Consider the following 16,735-nt stretch of genomic DNA (forward strand, 5'->3'; position numbering starts at 1 on the left):
TGGGCGGAAGCGGAGGCTGGGCGCGAAGGGAGCCGGAAGATCAGACCATGGTGCCCGTCAGTCGTGCGGTGCTCCGCTCGTCGTCCCGGGTCGCGCCTTCGCGGCGCGGGGAGCGGACTTCCGCCAAGCTGCGTGCGACGACCGTGGCATGGACCGCGATGACGGCAAGGGAAGCCGAGCCGATCACAGCAAGAAGCACAACCACGACAGATACCGGTCCTTTCGGGTGCGAGCGGGCCGGTTGCCCGCTCGATCGAGTGCCGAGTTCGCGTCCACCGATCCCGGCGGGCGCGTGCTCCGCCTCCAACGTGCCCGCGTCGCTCCGGACCAAACACACCGATCCGGCGGCGCGAACGGGTCGCGCGATCACGCGAGGACGACCTCGGCCGTCGCGCGACCGAAGATCTTGTGGCCGTCGTGCTCGGCGGTGATCGCGACGGTGGCGGTGCGCGTGTCCGCGTCCAGGTGTTTCACCCGGCCCGAGAATTCGATCCGGCCTCCGGTCGCGCCGACGTGCACCGGATTGGTCAGCCGGACGTTGTAGGAGCGCAGGGCCCCGGGGTCGCCCAGCCACGAAGTGAGCAAATCCACACTGAGCCCGATGGTGAACATGCCCTGCGCGACAACCGTTCCCATTCCCATCTTGGCCGCCGCCTCGGTGCTCCAATGGATGGGGTTCGGGTCGCCCGCCACCCCGGCGTAATTGACCAGGTCGCCTTGGCTGACCGTGAGTGTGCGTGGGGGAAGTTCCGCTCCCGGACGCACGGCTTCGAACCGACGTCCCCGCGGGTTCGCCGATGTGACGGGCGTCTCGCGGGCGGGCTCGCTGCCATTCCCCACGCGGCGCGGGTCGGGGACACGGCGCTGCTGCCGGGCCTCAGGACGTACTCCGTGCATCACCACAGCGTCCAACCAAGCAGGCAAGGCCTCGTCGGCCCGCCCGACTAAGCTGGTCCGAGACGTGAGGACCGGCCGATCATCCTGGTCCAGGATGGTCTGGCGCAGGACGATGAGGTCGCCGCCGAACGCGTGCCGGAACGAGTCCAGGGACATCTCGAAACAGATCCGGTCGCCGGCCAGGAGCGGACGGTGGAATTCGATCATCTGGTCGGTCTGGATGGTCCGGCTCAGGTCGTAGCCGGGCAGGATCGTGTCGAACACCTCGGCATAGGCGAGATACCCGGGCACCGCGCCGAAGGTCGGCGGAGCGACCAGGTTGCCGTAGCCGAGGTCGGCAGCGGCGTCCTCCGACCAGTGCGCCGGGTGCTGATTGCGCACCGCGCGGGCGTACTCACGGATCTTCTCGCGGGCGACCTCGTAGTGATCGCCGCTGCGATACCGGCGCCCGACCATAGCGGCGGGCACCGCGGCGTCGGCCGCGTCGTTCACACTCGATGTAGCAGGGATTCTGGACATCGCGGGGGAATCTACCCAAGGAGAGCCGAATTTCCGGTCAGCCCGCATCGCACGCCGTTTCGCGGCCGGAGACGTCCGCGGACCGGGTCGCCTCGCTCGCCGATCGTGGCGGTTCAGCACAGATTCCGCTCGGCCGCCACCACCACGGCGGCGGCCTCGTCCACCGATTGGTGCGCGCTCACCCGCACGACGATGTCGGCTTCGGGCGTTCCCGCCGCCAATTCCCGGCACACCGCGTAGCCCAGATCGAGCAGCGCCGCGGTCACGCCGTCGCCCGCGGTCCGCACGCCGAGCCGCTGTAGATCGGCGAAATAGCCTTTGGTGGCGCCGCGCGGCGCGTGCGCCCGCGCTTCGGCGACGATGAACGCCGCCGCGATCGCGGAGACGGACAACGTGCAGACGACCAGCACCCCGCACAGCGCGAGCTTCATTTCGTTTCCCATCGAAAGAATTTGTGGTCGGTCGGAATTCGGCATGCGACAGCCGACGCAGCCTAGCCGGGCGCCGGTCGCCCCGCGAAAGAGCCCCCGTGCCGGTCGTGCGGGTACCGATCGCGCGCCGCCGGTGGCGCGGACCCGGTCGCTCGCCGTCGCGGAGGGCCTGGTCAGCGCTAGTTTGAGCCGTGGTCCCCTGGGAAGTCGATCGACAGGACCGACGGGACGGGTATCGGCCTTCGGCCTGCCGCAGCGGCGATGCCGTTCGTGCCTACCCGCAAACCACGTCGCGGTCGTGAAGCTGACCGCGCCGCTTGTCTCTGCGGTCTCGTCGCCGGCCTCCTGCCCGCGGCTCGTAGGAGAGGAGAGAGATGTCTGGCCCGAACTACACCACCGATGACGCCGGTATCCCGGTCCCCAGCGACGAGCATTCACTGACCGTCGGGCCGGATGGGCCGATCCTGCTGCAGGACTGGTATCTGATCGAGAAGATGGCGGCGTTCAATCGGGAACGGGTGCCCGAGCGCCAGCCGCACGCGAAGGGCGGCGGCGCGTTCGGCGTCTTCGAGGTCACCCACGACGTGAGTGCCTACACCATGGCCGAGGTTTTCCAACCGGGGAAGAAGACGGAGATGCTGGCCCGCTTCTCCACCGTCGCAGGAGAGCGCGGCAGCCCCGACACCTGGCGCGATCCGCGCGGGTTCGCGCTGAAGTTCTACACCGAGCAGGGCAACTTCGACATGGTCGCCAACAACACGCCGATCTTCTTCGTGCGCGACCCGATGAAGTTCCAGGACTTCATCCGTTCCCAGAAGCGCCGCGCCGACAACAATCTGCGCGACCACGACATGCAATGGGACTTCTGGACGCTGTCGCCGGAATCCGCGCACCAGGTGACCTGGTTGATGGGTGACCGCGGTATCCCGCGCACGTGGCGGCACATGAACGGATACTCCAGCCACACCTACATGTGGGTGAACGCCTCCGGGGAACGGTTCTGGGTCAAGTACCACTTCAAGACCGATCAAGGTATCGAGTTCTTCACCCAGGACGAAGGCGATCAGATGGCGGCGATGGACACCGACTATCACACCCGCGATCTGTGGGAATCCATCGAAGGCGGCGATTTCCCGAGTTGGACGTTGAAGATGCAGATCATGCCGTTCGACGAGGCGAAGTCATACCGGTTCAACCCCTTCGACCTGACCAAGGTCTGGCCGCACGGCGACTATCCGCTGATCGACGTCGGCAGGATGACGCTCGACCGCAATCCGGCGGATTACCATACCGAGATCGAGCAGGCGGCATTCGAGCCGAGCAGTTCGGTACCCGGCACCGGGCCGAGCCCGGACAAGATGCTGATGGCCCGCTGGTTCTCCTACCCCGACGCGCACCGGCACCGCATCGGCGCCAATTACAAAGAACTCCCAGTCAATACGCCGCACGCCACCACCGTCCGCTCGTACAGCAAGGACGGCGCGCTGCGTCACCACAACCCGGGCGATCCGGTGTACGTGCCGAACTCGAAGGGCGGCCCGCACGCCGATCCCGCCGTCGCTGGCCCGCCCGCGACGTGGCACACCGACGGCGAACTCGTGCGCTCGGCCTACACGCTGCACCGGGACGACGACGATTGGGGCCAAGCGGGCACCATGGTCCGCGACGTACTCGACGACGCGGCACGGCAGCGGCTGGTGGACAACATCGTCGGGCACCTGCTGAACGGCGTCAGTGCGCCGGTGCTGGACCGGGCATTCGAGTACTGGCGCAATGTCGACAAGAATCTCGGCGACCGGGTCGAGGCCGGGGTGCGCGCGAAACAGGACGAACTCGACCCCAAGGCGGCCGGGCAAGCAAATCCGGCTCGCTCGTCGGCGCAAGCGAAGGCCTGACGGACGCCAACAAGCGGCCGGTGCCGACCGGCCGCTTGTTCGTTGTCTTTTCGTGATCGTTTCGTCGTGTGTCCCGCGCCAGCTCTTCGAATGTGTGCGGGAGCATGACTCTCCGGATCCAGTGGACCGCAACCACCGTGGTGTTTCGAACGAATTCGAGGCTCGGTGACGTCCCCGTGGCACCGGATGGGTCGTACCGGGCCGGCCGACGCAGATCGGAGGACCGCATCATGGCGTCTGACGCCGATGTTCGACCTGATCGACGCGCACAACATAGTTCGTGGGCCGCCCGGACGATCGCCGCGGTATGTGCGGCCGCGGCAGCCGTGCTTCCCGCCGCTCCCGCCGTGGCGGAGCCGTCGTCCGTCGGCGAACCCGATCTCCCGCTGGAGGTTCCCATTCCCGGTGGATTCCGGGGTTTCTCCGAAATCCTGCGATTCGTTCCGCCCGCGCCGCCGGTACCGCAGATGCCGCTCGGTCGACCTGTGCCGCACCACGGCGGGATATCGGCGCCGCATCAGGACGGTCGTTCGCTGCCACACCACGGCGGTGCGACCGGTCACACGGCGAAGGGATAGGTTCGGGCAGTTTCCCCGGCTTCCCATCGGGAGGTGCCGTCGAGCGGTTCCAGTGCGCGGGTCTCCTCGATGTGAATCAGCGCGTCGAACCGGTGGGCAATCCGTGCTCGGAAGTAGTGACTGCGCCGCTCGGTTCGCGGCCGGTGGCGACGTCCGGTGTGGGCGTGGTCGCGCACACGATTCGGTCCAAGGCGCCACCCACTTCCTGGCACGTGGACTCGGAGCAGTGGGCACGACCACCACGATTCGCGTCGGACCCGGCCGCCGCACCGCTCCAGCGCGGCGCGCATATTCGCGCCGGTAGCGACGTCGTCGACCAGGAGCATGGTCGTGCCCGCTACATATCGCCCAATGGGTGCTGTCGGACGTAGTGGGTCTTCAACCCGCGCATGGCCGGACGAAGGCGGAGGTACGCCTAACTCGGTTCCATGCGCCCATGTCGAGCCGTCGACGCCCTGGACATCGCGGGTCGCATCGCCGCCATGTCGGCCGGAGCGCGGCGCGGCACGCGGGCTCTTCGCCTCGGAAGAGCGCGGAGAGCGAGTCCGATCCCGCAGCCCACCGCGATGGCGAACGCCGCCCATTCCGAGCCCGACACCACGGTGACCGGACCCCAATCGTGCAGATGGTGCGGCGACACCATCGTCCAGTCGAACGACTCGGTGCGGGTGGGCGCCACGGTCGAGGGGCGCCACAGGATGGCGATCGCCAGAATGCTGCCCGCCGTTCGTGGCTGGACGCAGACCGCGCAATACCCCGCGACGACGGCGAGCGCGGCCGTGACCACGTTGCGCGTGCCACCTGGTGGGGCAACGGAGGCGAACAGCGCGACGGCCGCGAGCAAACCGGCGCCTATCAGGGGATCCGAGGGTCGGATTCGGGTTCCGACCAGATACCCGAGCAGGATCAGGCCCAGCAGGAGCGGCACGCTCCATATCGGTCGCGGACCATTGCCCACCGCGCTGCCTGTGGCGCTGAGCCCGACCGCGAGGTAGATCGCGATCCCGTCCCGGCGCGGTAGCAGCCAGGCGGCGAGGGTCGTGGCCAGCAGCGTGCACAGCGCCGTCACGATCAGCGCGAGACTGCCGTCGCCGTGACGGAAGCGCCACTCCGCGACGGCCAATTCGGTCAGCACGAGCACGATCGCGGCGATGACCGGGCTGAGCGGCAGTTCCGGATAGATCGGTTCCGGCGTGAAGCGGTGCCGGGTGACCACCTGGCACGTCAGGATGAGCCCGGCCACCGCCGCCAGCAACCACAGAGGTTGCGTTTCCAACACCGACCACACGTGTGGCTCGGCGGTCGCCCGATGCGGGTTGCCCAGCAGCCCCGATGCCTGCGAGAGCGTGATGACGACGAAGCAGCCGACAGCGCCGAGTACCAAGCCCGTCGCGGGCACGCGGCGGCCGAGTACGGCCACGCCCGTCGCGCCGAGCAGGATGCCGCTGCCGATCGCGTCGAGGTTGGCGGTGGTCGTCAGGACGTCGGGCGAGGCACTGTTCGCTTCGACCGTGTGTGTGACGAACAACAGCGATGTCGCCGCCAGCGCGATCCACCACGCGGTACGCGCCCGGGCCAGGCTGACCGCGACCACCGCGGTGACCGCCGCGACCAGCACACCGATCGCTGCCTCCCGCGGCACGCTCAACACCAATCGATTCACCTGATAGGGCGTGCAATGACAGGTCCTGCCGAAGCTGAGCGGCACGACCAGCAACAGCCCGGCCACCGCGGCGGCCAGGAACGCGGTGACGCCTTCGAGTGCTTCACGCCATCGCACCACTTCACAGTCGTACCCAGCCGGGACGAACCGAACATCACCGGCGCCGCGCCGCGCTGAAACTGGTACCAGCAGCACCTGGATACTTGTGTCTCGGTACGGGATGATCTCTGGAATGACCGAAGTCGTCGATGTGCGAGCAGTGCGCAGGGCGCGCCGCGCGGAACTAGGAGCCTTCCTCAAATCCCGGCGAGCGCGTATCGCACCCGAGGATGTCGGCATCCCCACCGGAACGCGTCGACGTACACCGGGGCTCCGTCGCGAAGAAGTCGCCCAATTATCAGGAATCGGGGTGACCTGGTATACGTGGCTTGAACAAGGTCGCGAAATAAATGTCAGTGTTCAAGTTCTAAATGCGGTGGCGCGGACTTTGTCGTTGGATGCGGCGGAGAAGGCGCATTTGTATCGGCTGGCGGATGTGCCGACGGTGCCTTCGGTGGATTCGGGGTCGGCGTTGCCGGAGGAGTTGCAGGTGATTTTGGATCATTTGGAGCCGTTGCCGGGGGTGGTGTTGAGTGCCAGGTATGACGTGTTGGCGCACAACTCTTCGTATGAGGCGTTGTGCCCGGGGTTTCTGGCGGGGGAGCGTAATGTGGCGCGTCGGGTGTTTCTGACTCCGGAGTGCTGCAATGCGTATCGGCATAATTGGGATGATCTGCGGCGGATGGTGGGGTATTTGCGTGGGGCGTATGCGAAGAATCTTGGTGATCCGGGGTGGGAGGAGTTCATCGCGGAGTTGTGTGCGGAGAGTGAGAGTTTCGCGTCGTTGTGGGCGTTGAATGATGTGGCGGTGCCGGTGAGTCGGACGAAGGCGGTGCGGAATTTGGCGGTGGGGGAGTTGGAGATGTTTTTGACGAGTATGTCGTTGCCGTCGGTGCCTAATGCGTGGATGCAGGTGTATACGCCGGTGGATGAGGTGGCGTGGGGGAAGTTGCGGGGGTTGTTGGCGATGAGTGCGGAGGAGCGGGCGCGTCCGTGGGCGGAGCATCGGGAGATGTATCACGCGGCAGCGGGGTGAGGGCTATGATTGGTTGGGTGCGGCGAGCGATGATTGCTGCGGTTGGGCGCACCGGATTGTTTCTGGCTCGCGACTGAAGATGGCGGGACTGAGCGGTCCCACGGGGTTCGGACTTGTTTTCGCCATGCTTGGTTAGAGGAAATGTGACGCCTTGAGAAGTGCGGCGGGGTTGTAACCCGGTCGCCTGAGACTTCAGGTTTCTGGCTCGTCGGTGTGAGCTGTAATGCCTATCGGCATGATTGGGATGATTTGCGCCGGATGGTGGGGTATCTGCGTAGTGCGTATACGAAGAATCTTGGTGATCCGGGATCCGCTGCTAGAACCCGGCATTCTTTCCTTGGACTCGAAGCTCGGCCCGCGGAGCTCCGAGCCAGGTCGGCGCTCAGGATAGGACGACCGCTCGGGCGCCGTTCTGGCCTGCGCAGTATTCGACCGCTTTGCCGATGTGGCCGAAATCGAAGGTCTCGGTGACCAACTGGTCCAGCAGTAGTGCGCCCCGCTGGTAGAGATATTGACCAGAACGGTCATTCAGCTCAGATTCCCCGTTGATCGAGCGCGTCCACGACGAAGTCGGCGCCATCCGCGCTATGGGTTTCGGCGAGCGCGCGCCCTGCGATCATCACGTCGCTCCAGCGCGGCGACCAGCTCGGCGTGTCCGGATGCTGTGGTCGCGGCATCGGATTCCAGCGAGGCGTAGAAGCTGTTGGGCAGCTGGTGCACGATCCCCGCCAGCAGGCGTGCCAAGCGGTCCGAGTCGGCGACGAGGTTCACGGCGCGGTGGAATTCGTGGCCGAGCGCGACGATGCGCGCGGTGTCGCGGGCGTCGCTCGCCGCCACGTGGCCCAGGGCATCGGGCCGATCTGCGCGGTTCGTGAGCGGGCCGAACAGCGCGCCGCAGCGGCGCGGCAACTCCGCGAACTGACCCTGTTCGACATCTCCGCCGCGGAGCAGTTGACGATCCCGTACAGTCCACGCCGACGGGCACATCCACTAGGCGGGTTCAATGGGTGATGAGTCCGTCGACGGCGATTCCGAGTAGCCGATCGGGCTGGCCGGCATCGCGGCTGTCCGTGGCGGCGAGGCCGATCCCGGCCACCAGTTGGATGAGATCGTCCGCGGAGGTATCGGTTCGCACGGTGCCTGCTCCTTGTGCGCGCGTCAACAGCTTCTCCGCTGTTCGCCTGATGGCTTCCCGGCACTCGAAGTTCGAACCGATGGGCCCGGTGAGTGCGGCCGCACCGAGTCCCCGGTCGTTGCGAGCGTGGAATAGCAGTGCCCGCAACCATTCTCCGAGCGCCGCGTGCGCGTCCGGTGCGGACAGCAATTCCTCGCCGCATCTGCAGAGAGCTTCGATGCGGTCCTGCAACACCGCGAGCTGCAACGATTGCCGATCCGGGAAATGGCGATACAGAGTGCCCGGCCCGACATCCGCACGGCGGGCGACCTCATTGAGCGATGCATCGGGCCCTGACTCCGCGAAGACAGCGGCTGCCGCTGCCAGTATGCGGTTGTAGTTGCGTTGTGCGTGTGACCTCATCACACCCCTTGCGAATCGGAGAGCCTCTCCATATTCTACTGAGAGCGAACCGGAGAGGCTCTCCGGTTTTGGGCGAATGGGAAGCTGCGATGACGCAACGAGAATTGGGCGCTGTGGGTCTCTGGACGTGGGCCTTCGACAGGCAGCCGGCAACGCTGGTCCGGGATGCGGCCGCGGAGATCGAAGAACTGGGTTTCGGTGCGATCTGGTTCGGCGAGGGATTCGGCCGGGACACTGTCGGACAGGCGTGGCTGCTGCTGTCGGCTACTGAGCGAATCGTTGTGGCGGCGGGTATTGCCAATATCGCGCTGCGAGATCCTCTCGCTATGGCGACTGCGGAGCGTGCGCTCGGCGAGGCCTTCCCGGGCCGTTACCTGCTGGGGCTTGGGGGTCACCGTGTTGCCGGCCGTCCGGTCGAGGCTGACGGCTATACGATTCCAGCGGGCGGTAAACCCCTGGCGCTGATGGGAGGGTACCTCGACGCAATGGACGCGGTACCGGCGCACGGCCCTGTGCCCGATCCGGCGCCACGGCGGGTGATCGGTGCCCTCGGGCCGAGGATGCTGGAACTGGCGGCGCGACGGACGTGGGGTGCGCACCCGTACTTCGTTCCGGTAGCGCATACGGCGAAAGCCAGAGAGGTGTTGGGGCACAGGCCATTTCTCGGCGTGGAGCAACCGGTGGTTCTGGACACTGATGTCAGCCGTGCTCGGGAAGTAGCACGCGCCTATGTCGCGGCATATGCGTCGGGCGCGCCGCACCAGGCCGCCAACCTGCACAGGCTCGGCTTCGGCGACGATGACATCAGCGAACCCAGCGGTCGGCTGGTCGATGCGATCATGGCCTACGGCGATCTTTCCGCGATCGAGGAACGGATAGGTCAGCACCTGGCGGCAGGGGCTGACCACGTGTGCTTGCAGGTTGTGGGCACCGATCCGACCACGCTGCCGTTGGCGGCATGGCGCGAGCTTTCAGCAATAGTGCCGACCCAATCGGCACGTCGGACCGCTGTCCGACTGTGATGGTTTCGCCGGAAGAATCCCAGTGCAGCCAGATCTCCGCCTTCGCCCGAACGCACACGTCGCCGTGGAGATGGAGGTCGCGCGCCGGCGCGCACGAGTACTCGATTGGCAAGTGCCAGGCGGCTGTTCATGTTCAGCTTGACCTCACCGTAGGCGAGCACACGGGACCAGAACAGCGGGGCCAGCCCACGTTTCGTCCTCTGCGGTCAGTTCGACGGGATAGTCGGGGTCGGCGATGATGTCCCGGACATCAGCACGTTCACATAGACCAAGGCGGCCTGGCAGATCCGCAGGCACAACAGGCCCCAGCGTCCAGATTCGGCGGATAGAGCTCGGTGTGCGGTCACGCAGCCACGACGAAAACCCGTTGACGATGTTCTGCGACCATTGCAAACTTGCTGGAGGCCGTGCCAGCGAACGAGGAGGTGGTACCCGTGAACGCAGTATCGACATGGGTGCTCCTCTCTGGGGTCACGGTCGGGCGATAGGTCGTCCGGGAGCGCCGTTCAAGCGCTCCCGAAAGGCACTACCGTGCAATTCATTTCCGAACATCGCCTCGACGACGGCGTCATCGAGCGCGAATTCGCCCTAGATGAGATCCCAGGCATCCTGTGGACGCCCGCCTCCGCTTCCGCCTCCGCACCAACACCGCTGATCCTGCTCGGCCACCCGGGCGGACTGCAGAAGATGTACCCACGAGTGGTGGCCCGGGCCCGGCAAAGGGCTTCGCCACGGCCACCATCGACCTGCCCCGGCACGCCGGCGCTGAGCAGGCCCGCGCTGACCTGCTCCAACCACTGGGGTCCGGTGAGCCGGTCTGCGACGAGATCATCGACCGGCTCGTACTCCCGCCGCTCGAAATGGCGGTCCCACTATGGCGGGCGGTCCTGGACGCCATCCTCGCGCTGTCCGAAATCGGCGGACCGGTCGGGTTGTCGGGAGGGGCGTTCGCCTTCGGCATCCGCCTGGCGGCGGTCGAGCCGCGCATCGCGGCCGCCCGTCTGTTCGCCGGGACTTCCGTGCCCCGCACCATGGTCGCCGAGGCCCGTCAGATCACCATCCCGTTGCAGGTCCTACTGCAATGGGACGACGAAGGAAGCGACCGGCAGAGGGCTTTGGACCTGTTCGACGCCTTTGGTTCCAAGGAGAAGGCGCTGCACGCCAATATGGGCGGGCACAACGGCATCCCGGCGTCCGAGGCGGATGAAGGGAACCGGTTCTTCGCCCGGCACCTCGAGTGAGATCGGCCCGTCCAGGCGTCTTGGCAGGATCTGGCCGGTCACATGGTTGATGCCATGGCTGTCGAGGTCACCTGCTGCGTCCGGTATTGCCGATCACCGCGTCCTCTACGGCTGTTGCGTACCGCCGGCAGACCGTAGCTTCTAAAAGCTATGCCCGGCTCTCACCGCGACAGCGGTAACCACCGTTACGCCGATCAGCCCTGACGGCCCATGCCAGTGCAGCGCAGAGGCCGCCGAACATTATGCCTCCAGCCAGCAAGATTCCCACGCCGACAATGGCGGTAGCGAGTACAGGAGTGCCGAAGCCGAAGTACACGGCGAACGGACTCGACAGCATTGCGCCGATGAAGCCCCCGATCAGGGCCACGACGAGGACCGGTCGGTCTTTCATGGATCGGACTCTAGTCTTCGAGAAGTCGTTCACTCCGTCCAGGAAAGCAGCATCACAGACATCCGCACATGCCGCTTATCGAGTTTTTCCACTGGTCGCAGCAGGTGAAGGCCGCGCTGGACACTCGGTCGCCGAGCGCCTGGTGCGACCTGACCGTGTTGTAGATGATCCGGAATCGGTGGACCTCCATTTCCAGGCATCACCGTCGGCGATGACGCCGCGGAACAGGTGCTCGTATTTCAAGGTGCTGAAGACCCGCTCGATCACACCGTTGGTCTGTGGTGATCGGACCGGGTGCGAACGTGCCGCAGCAGCGGGTCCGGCCCGGCGAACGCGGACTTGAACACCTCCCCCGCGGAAGCAGGGACCGTTGTCCGATACCACCGCGATCGGTATCGGTGCCATGCCGAGCAACTCCCCGGCCGGACCGATAACCTCGGCCAGTCCACGATCGGCCCGCAGATCCTGCAGCCCGAGGGTACTCTCGGCCTCGGTGACCGCGAGCTGCAGGCAGGCCAGGGGTGTCGGCGCCGCGGGCGGTGGGGGTGATGGTGATGGCCAGGCAGTATTTGGTGGCATAGTCGATGACCGCGCAGATCCGCCAGATGCCACCACCAGTGGTTTCGAGTTCGCTGAAGTCGGTCTGCCGGACCCGGTCGCGCCTGGTCGGTGGATCGTAAAACACCTTGCGCGGCAGCATCGCCCACGACTTACGATCCGCACGAAATCCCTGTGGCTACAGCAGTCCGCGCCGCCGCAGGGCTCGCTGCACCGTCGAGGTGGAACCTCCTCGACCGGAGGACCTGCGACACGCGCGACCCGACCATATTGTGCCAACAGGAGTGTTGCGTAGCAGCGTGCCGGATGGAACGTCGGCGGCCACCGTTCTCGGCAACGTTGGAGGTGAGGTCAGCTGCGATACAACCCGGGTTTGTTCGGTCGCGGCCCCGGTGTGGCATCGGCACGGGAAGCGGGTTCCGCAGGGCCCGGCGCGTCGGCTACGCGGCGCCGACTGTCGGCCTCGGCGGCGGCTCTGGTGTCGACCTCGCGTCGCGCGAAGGCGATATCGCGGGCGCTGCGCACGGACAATCGGCCGAGCGAGGTCGCGGCGAAGAACAGGATCAGCGCTCCGAGACCATAGAAGTAGGCCAGTTGCAGCAGGGCCCGTTTCAGGTCGGACGTGGCGACGGGTTCGCCGACATCCCCGATTTTCAGTGTGTCCGCCAGTATCGGCCCGATGACGAACCACAAGCCCGCCGCCGCTGCCAGCCACGCGCCGAAGCTCGCCACGAGCCGGTTGCGGCTGGCCAGCATGAGCAATCCACCGATGATCGCGGCGACGCCGGGCAATACCTGGAGCCACCCGCGCGGCGCCGTCCACACCCACGGGTCGTCCGGAGTGAACGCGAAGCCGAAATAGGGTCCGATGAACGGGATCAGCGCACCCCACAAGCCCAGCAGTAGCACCGCGAGCCCGCCGAGGGCTCCTCGGCTACGGGGAATTCGAAGGCGACGGCCGTGGCCTGCGTGAACAGTGTCATCGACGTCTCTCATGACGCCTCCATTCGTCGAAGTAGGTGCATATGCGGCCTACCCTTTGCGCACCGACATACGCACGCAAACGCGTGCGGGTCCGCTGCCTGCGGTGATCGGCGAATTCCAAGGTCAACGGCGGCCGCGCGGACTACTTTGCCTGCCGACCCGATCCCTTTCCATCCCGGAGAATTGCCGTGGCCAGCCGCGCTCAGGACGGCAAGTTCCGGCAGCGCCACATTCGGCGGCGGACCGCTCGCGCCAGCCCTCGACGAGCGGGCCGCCTGTCGCCGCGACCGCGCCGCGGGTTGCCGCCTCGACCCTGCCCTTCCTGGCCATGAGCGACCCGGTGCGCGGTATCGCATCGAGGGTCAGCAATATTCGGCCGATTCGGATCGCTCGACGACGTCTACCGCTACAACGGCATCGACACCTCCTGCGCGCTGCCCTCGACCTCACCGACCGACGGCAGCCGCTCTCGCGCCGGGGGGTCGCGCATCAGTCGTAGCGGCTCGGCGCGCATGAGTTCGCCGTTCAGGAGCATCCGGTCGACCATGCCGGCGGACGGGATTCCGGCTTGGAAGCAGGCACGTGCGCCTGAGAGCTCGCCGTGGGCGAGGGCCACCTGGAGCAGGTCTCTGGAGTGATGGGCGAAGTGCCGCGCCTTGCTGCCTCCGACCTCGGCGACTTCTTCGGCTCGGGCCAGCCAGCTCTCGAAACTCGGATACGGGTAGTGCAGGATCATCGGTGCAGTCACGGTGCCGTGCACGCCGTCGAATCCGGTGAAACCGTACTCGTCCACCGGCGCGACAGCGGGGCCGAGACGGACCGCGCTGCGGTTGGCCGGGGTGTCGAGAAAGGGTGATCGACCGCTGATCCGGAACACGGTGCACTCGTGGATGGGATCGGTCACCGGCACGAGGGAAGGGACGGCTTCGTGTCCGATGAATGTCACCTGCCCGACGCCGGGAATCTGCCAGCGGCGGCGACCGTCGTCATAGAAGACCTCGTCTGGGCCGAGTGGTAGCAGCCATTGCATACCCGCCGCCTCGGCCGTTGCGGCGGCGTCGGCGATGTTGGCTACCTCGCGAGCAACCGTGTCATCGTTGGGTGTCGCGTGGTCGCGAAGGATGACGGGCCGCTCACCGCGCACTGCGCACAGCGCGGCCCGGACATCTGGGTCATCCGTATAGATGATGGTCAATTCCGCTTGCGCGGAGTGGAAGTCGAACCAGTCGGCCAGCTCGGGGCGCCACCGGTCGATGGTCACGCAGATCGCGGTGGGTTCGAGGGTTTCCGCGGGCCGGTTGGGTGCTCCGACGCCGCGGTGCACGCGTGGCGTCAAGTCGCTGATTTCGTGCGTGACCAGGTATTCGCAATACTCCGCCCACGTGTCGATCCCACTCGCCCGGGCCGCGGCGTAATTCGGCCCGCCGACCGGTCGGGTGTGCCGGACCGTTACGGCGTCGACGATGGCGATCGATGTGGAGTCGGTGATGAATCGCGGCCAGTGGAAGTCCAGACCCCAGCCGGTCTGGGTGGCGTCGAAGGTCGGCAGGCAACGGCGCAGGAATTCCCGGCTGAAACAGGGTGCCATGATTTCGACGAAGTTCGTGTGCCGGAGGTTGAATCGTCGATCGACGAGCGTGATCTCGTGGGAGTAGTAGCTGTCCTCGGTGAGCGCGGGTTGGGTCAGTGCGAGCCGGTGCTGCGCGGCGTAGCGGAACAGCTCGTTGATGCTGGAGGTGTCGGCGGCCAGGTCGTCGTCAGGGAGCCAGACGTAATCGTATCGATCGAGCACCGCAGCCAAATCCGTCGTCAGGACTTGATGCAGGGCAGGCCATTTCGGGCCTTTACGGTCGATCCTGGCCACGTCCGCCACCCGGTAGCGGTCCGGGTCGTCACCGAAATAGCTCACCACCAGATCCCAGGTACGTGGATGCGACCCGGCCAGCCACTGCTCGTGCAGTGATTCGTCGCCCGCCCTCAGTACGACCAGGTTCCGGCGCCCCGATTCCGTCAGCACGGTAGGCCTCGTGTGCGCCCGCGCCAGCGTCCCGTCACACTGACCTCCTATGTCGCGTACCAGCCATCGCCCCACAGCGTGAGTAGGCGTTCGAAGTACGCCTCGTACTGTGGGGCGACGACGTCGGTGGAAAATTTCGAGATCGCGTAATCACGGATTCCGCGATAGTCGAGTTTGTGGACGGCGTCAGCGGCATCGCAGAACTCGCGCAGCGTCCGGCAGCGAAAACCCTGTACGCCGTGCTGCACGGTTTCGGTGAACACACCCCAATCGGTGGTGATCACCGGAGTCCCGCACAGCATCGCCTCGGCGTGGACGCCACCGAAAGGTTCGAGATAGAGCGTCGGCACGAAAACCGCACGGGCCCGGCTCATCAACTCGCCGCGGCGCGTCGAGTCGACTACACCGACGTATTCGACGCAGTCGGCCTCGGGGACTTCCCCCGCGCCGGCGACGATCAGATTCACGCCGAGCCGCGTGCAGGTGTCGATCGCGATCTGAATGCCTTTGGCCTCGACCATCCTGCCGATGAACAGGAAGTAGCCGTCCTTGTCCTCGGAGAACGGGAAATCCGCCACGTCATAGTAGTTCGGGATCACGGCGTCGTAGAACTGGCCGCGGGCGCTCATGACGCCGGGAACACTCGCATACGAGCCGTAGACAGCATGCATCCACGCGTAGCTCTCGAACACCCGGTAGTTAGCGAACACCCCGCTGTAGCCGATGCCGAATTCGACGGTCATCAGCTCGGGGAAGGTATCCGCGATGGGCTTTTGGCAAGTGCCACCGAGAATTCCGATGAAGTCGCGCTTGCCCTTCCGCCGGGCGATCTCGGTGACCGCGCGCTCGTTGGAGATCTGCCAATGCACATCATGGGGACTCCATGTGAGATTGATAGGGTCCTTATAGAGATCGGCACCGCCGAACCACTCGGATTGCTCGGCTCTGGTGACGATCGGGACGAATTCCGCGCACGCCGCGTCGTTCTCCTCGCCGCCGTACAGGAATACCTCGTGACCGAGCTCGGTCATCATCGAGGCGAAGCGCCGATTCTTCTGCGTGTACGCGCACGGCTGATAGTGCCGGGTGGTCTCGGTATTGGGAAAGTTCACGATATGAAAGCGCATGGCCGGGCACCTGTCTCAACGATCGATGATGGGCCGGACCGACAGTGGATCGTCGCCGACGGCTTCCTCGAGGTGCTCGGGACCGTCCAGGTAGGCGGCACGTTTGCGCTCCTGCTGTTGTTGCTGACCTTGTCCGCCCATGCCGCCGCCCATACCTCCGCCCAGTGGGTAGCCGCCCATCCCCATCGGATAGGCGGCGTTGGTTTGGGTTGCGGTGGCCGGGAGTCCAGCGCGGCCGGTGTCGGTGGGGGTACCGGTCCCGGGGGCGCCGGCGCGAGGGAACAGTTTGTCGTCAACCGGACTGGCGATCCCGGCTCCGCCGCCGGCCGATCCGCCGCCGAGGCCCGCCGGAGTGATCGACCCGGACGGACCCGCCGCGCCCCATGGGCCGGACGCGCCCCACGGGCCGGACGGGCCGAACGGGCTGGGGGAACCACTGAACATGGGACCTGAATTCAGCTGAGCCAGCATGTCCGCGAGCTTGGACAACGGCCCCGAACTGCCGAGCGGGCTGGTCGAGTTGGTCGGACCGGTCGACCCGGTCGGCGTCGGTTGGTTGCCCGTGGAGTCCAAGCCGCTTTTGGCGGGTGAAGGGGGAAATCCGCTGGTGGGAGGGTTGGCGCCGTCGCTGCTGGGCTGGGGAGAGCTTCCGTTTGCGTTGGATTTGCCGCTGTTGTTGCCTGCGCCGCTGTTGTTGCCGCTGCCGTTGTTGTTGCCGTTGTTGTTGTCTCCGGTTCCCC

Annotated in this window: 16 protein-coding genes and 1 pseudogene; 5 read left to right on the top strand and 12 right to left on the bottom strand. The window is 66.2% G+C overall.

What is annotated here, in order from left to right:
- Nucleotides 1–40: 40 nt before the first annotated feature.
- From ACIA5H_RS23280 to ACIA5H_RS23290, 3 genes are all read right to left on the bottom strand, one after another.
- Nucleotides 41–205: a hypothetical protein gene (locus tag ACIA5H_RS23280; RefSeq protein ID WP_379251681.1), complete on the bottom strand. Its 165-nt coding sequence runs from the start codon at nt 203–205 to the stop codon at nt 41–43.
- Nucleotides 206–366: 161 nt separating this feature from the next.
- Complete coding sequence (locus ACIA5H_RS23285) at nt 367–1,416, bottom strand: fused (3R)-hydroxyacyl-ACP dehydratase subunits HadA/HadB (protein WP_379251680.1); 1,050 nt, start codon at nt 1,414–1,416, stop codon at nt 367–369.
- Nucleotides 1,417–1,529: 113 nt separating this feature from the next.
- Entirely contained in the window at nt 1,530–1,859 is a 330-nt protein-coding gene (locus ACIA5H_RS23290; RefSeq protein ID WP_379251679.1) for a DUF732 domain-containing protein, read from the bottom strand.
- A gap of 362 nt (nt 1,860–2,221) precedes the next feature.
- On the opposite strand from ACIA5H_RS23290, the gene ACIA5H_RS23295 reads away from it, so the two are divergent.
- Entirely contained in the window at nt 2,222–3,742 is a 1,521-nt protein-coding gene (locus tag ACIA5H_RS23295; protein ID WP_355080880.1) for a catalase, read from the top strand.
- A gap of 559 nt (nt 3,743–4,301) precedes the next feature.
- On the opposite strand, the gene ACIA5H_RS23300 is transcribed toward ACIA5H_RS23295, so the two are convergent.
- Together ACIA5H_RS23300 and ACIA5H_RS23305 are read right to left on the bottom strand one after the other, a co-directional pair.
- A complete protein-coding gene (locus tag ACIA5H_RS23300) occupies nt 4,302–4,646 on the bottom strand; it encodes an erythromycin esterase family protein (protein ID WP_397077324.1) in 345 nt (114 codons plus the stop codon).
- Between the two features lie 89 nt (nt 4,647–4,735).
- Nucleotides 4,736–6,100, bottom strand: coding sequence for a hypothetical protein (locus tag ACIA5H_RS23305; protein ID WP_379251677.1), 1,365 nt, complete (start codon nt 6,098–6,100; stop codon nt 4,736–4,738).
- Between the two features lie 115 nt (nt 6,101–6,215).
- Here ACIA5H_RS23305 and ACIA5H_RS23310 point away from each other — a divergent pair, with 115 nt between their 5' ends.
- Nucleotides 6,216–7,118 carry a helix-turn-helix transcriptional regulator gene (locus tag ACIA5H_RS23310; RefSeq protein WP_397077325.1) on the top strand — a complete coding sequence of 301 codons (903 nt, stop codon included), beginning with the start codon at nt 6,216–6,218 and terminating at the stop codon, nt 7,116–7,118.
- Between the two features lie 382 nt (nt 7,119–7,500).
- Here the strand turns inward: ACIA5H_RS23310 and ACIA5H_RS23315 are convergent, their stop codons facing one another.
- The 3 genes from ACIA5H_RS23315 to ACIA5H_RS23325 form a co-directional block, all read right to left on the bottom strand.
- Complete coding sequence (locus ACIA5H_RS23315; protein WP_397077326.1) at nt 7,501–7,698, bottom strand: hypothetical protein; 198 nt, start codon at nt 7,696–7,698, stop codon at nt 7,501–7,503.
- A 5-nt stretch (nt 7,699–7,703) separates the two neighbouring features.
- Nucleotides 7,704–7,955, bottom strand: coding sequence for an FCD domain-containing protein (locus tag ACIA5H_RS23320; RefSeq protein ID WP_397077327.1), 252 nt, complete (start codon nt 7,953–7,955; stop codon nt 7,704–7,706).
- A gap of 163 nt (nt 7,956–8,118) precedes the next feature.
- On the bottom strand, nt 8,119–8,655 hold the full coding sequence (locus tag ACIA5H_RS23325; RefSeq protein ID WP_379251584.1) for a TetR/AcrR family transcriptional regulator: 537 nt from the start codon (nt 8,653–8,655) through the stop codon (nt 8,119–8,121).
- Between the two features lie 89 nt (nt 8,656–8,744).
- Between ACIA5H_RS23325 and ACIA5H_RS23330 the strand changes: the two genes are divergently transcribed.
- Complete coding sequence (locus tag ACIA5H_RS23330) at nt 8,745–9,677, top strand: TIGR03620 family F420-dependent LLM class oxidoreductase (RefSeq protein WP_379251583.1); 933 nt, start codon at nt 8,745–8,747, stop codon at nt 9,675–9,677.
- 531 nt (nt 9,678–10,208) lie between these two features.
- A pseudogene (locus ACIA5H_RS23335) lies at nt 10,209–10,918 on the top strand (alpha/beta hydrolase).
- A gap of 1,300 nt (nt 10,919–12,218) precedes the next feature.
- Here the strand turns inward: ACIA5H_RS23335 and ACIA5H_RS23340 are convergent.
- The 4 genes from ACIA5H_RS23340 to ACIA5H_RS23355 all read right to left on the bottom strand — a co-directional run bounded on the left by ACIA5H_RS23340 (nt 12,219) and on the right by ACIA5H_RS23355 (nt 16,439).
- Nucleotides 12,219–12,863, bottom strand: coding sequence for a hypothetical protein (locus ACIA5H_RS23340; RefSeq protein WP_397077328.1), 645 nt, complete (start codon nt 12,861–12,863; stop codon nt 12,219–12,221).
- Between the two features lie 394 nt (nt 12,864–13,257).
- A complete protein-coding gene (locus tag ACIA5H_RS23345) occupies nt 13,258–14,868 on the bottom strand; it encodes a hypothetical protein (protein ID WP_397077329.1) in 1,611 nt (536 codons plus the stop codon).
- A gap of 47 nt (nt 14,869–14,915) precedes the next feature.
- Complete coding sequence (locus ACIA5H_RS23350; RefSeq protein ID WP_356962395.1) at nt 14,916–15,995, bottom strand: glycosyltransferase; 1,080 nt, start codon at nt 15,993–15,995, stop codon at nt 14,916–14,918.
- 15 nt (nt 15,996–16,010) lie between these two features.
- Nucleotides 16,011–16,439 carry a hypothetical protein gene (locus ACIA5H_RS23355; protein WP_397077330.1) on the bottom strand — a complete coding sequence of 143 codons (429 nt, stop codon included), beginning with the start codon at nt 16,437–16,439 and terminating at the stop codon, nt 16,011–16,013.
- A gap of 37 nt (nt 16,440–16,476) precedes the next feature.
- Between ACIA5H_RS23355 and ACIA5H_RS23360 the strand changes: the two genes are divergently transcribed.
- Nucleotides 16,477–16,735, top strand: a 259-nt coding sequence (locus ACIA5H_RS23360; protein ID WP_397077331.1) for a hypothetical protein, incomplete at its 3' end; no start/stop codon positions are given.

This window comes from Nocardia sp. NPDC051900, from assembly GCF_044452545.1.
GTDB classification, from domain to species: Bacteria; Actinomycetota; Actinomycetes; order Mycobacteriales; family Mycobacteriaceae; genus Nocardia; species Nocardia sichangensis.

Excerpts from the sequence above, each read along its gene's own strand:
- ACIA5H_RS23285 (WP_379251680.1), bottom strand. The coding sequence starts at position 1,416 with ATGTCCAGAATCCCTGCTACATCGAGTGTGAACGACGCGGCCGACGCC.
- ACIA5H_RS23290 (WP_379251679.1), bottom strand. The coding sequence starts at position 1,859 with ATGGGAAACGAAATGAAGCTCGCGCTGTGCGGGGTGCTGGTCGTCTGC.
- ACIA5H_RS23295 (WP_355080880.1), top strand. The coding sequence starts at position 2,222 with ATGTCTGGCCCGAACTACACCACCGATGACGCCGGTATCCCGGTCCCC.
- ACIA5H_RS23300 (WP_397077324.1), bottom strand. The coding sequence starts at position 4,646 with ATGCTCCTGGTCGACGACGTCGCTACCGGCGCGAATATGCGCGCCGCG.
- ACIA5H_RS23310 (WP_397077325.1), top strand. The coding sequence starts at position 6,216 with ATGACCGAAGTCGTCGATGTGCGAGCAGTGCGCAGGGCGCGCCGCGCG.
- ACIA5H_RS23315 (WP_397077326.1), bottom strand. The coding sequence starts at position 7,698 with ATGGCGCCGACTTCGTCGTGGACGCGCTCGATCAACGGGGAATCTGAG.
- ACIA5H_RS23325 (WP_379251584.1), bottom strand. The coding sequence starts at position 8,655 with ATGAGGTCACACGCACAACGCAACTACAACCGCATACTGGCAGCGGCA.
- ACIA5H_RS23330 (WP_379251583.1), top strand. The coding sequence starts at position 8,745 with ATGACGCAACGAGAATTGGGCGCTGTGGGTCTCTGGACGTGGGCCTTC.
- ACIA5H_RS23340 (WP_397077328.1), bottom strand. The coding sequence starts at position 12,863 with ATGAGAGACGTCGATGACACTGTTCACGCAGGCCACGGCCGTCGCCTT.
- ACIA5H_RS23350 (WP_356962395.1), bottom strand. The coding sequence starts at position 15,995 with ATGCGCTTTCATATCGTGAACTTTCCCAATACCGAGACCACCCGGCAC.
- ACIA5H_RS23355 (WP_397077330.1), bottom strand. The coding sequence starts at position 16,439 with ATGTTCAGTGGTTCCCCCAGCCCGTTCGGCCCGTCCGGCCCGTGGGGC.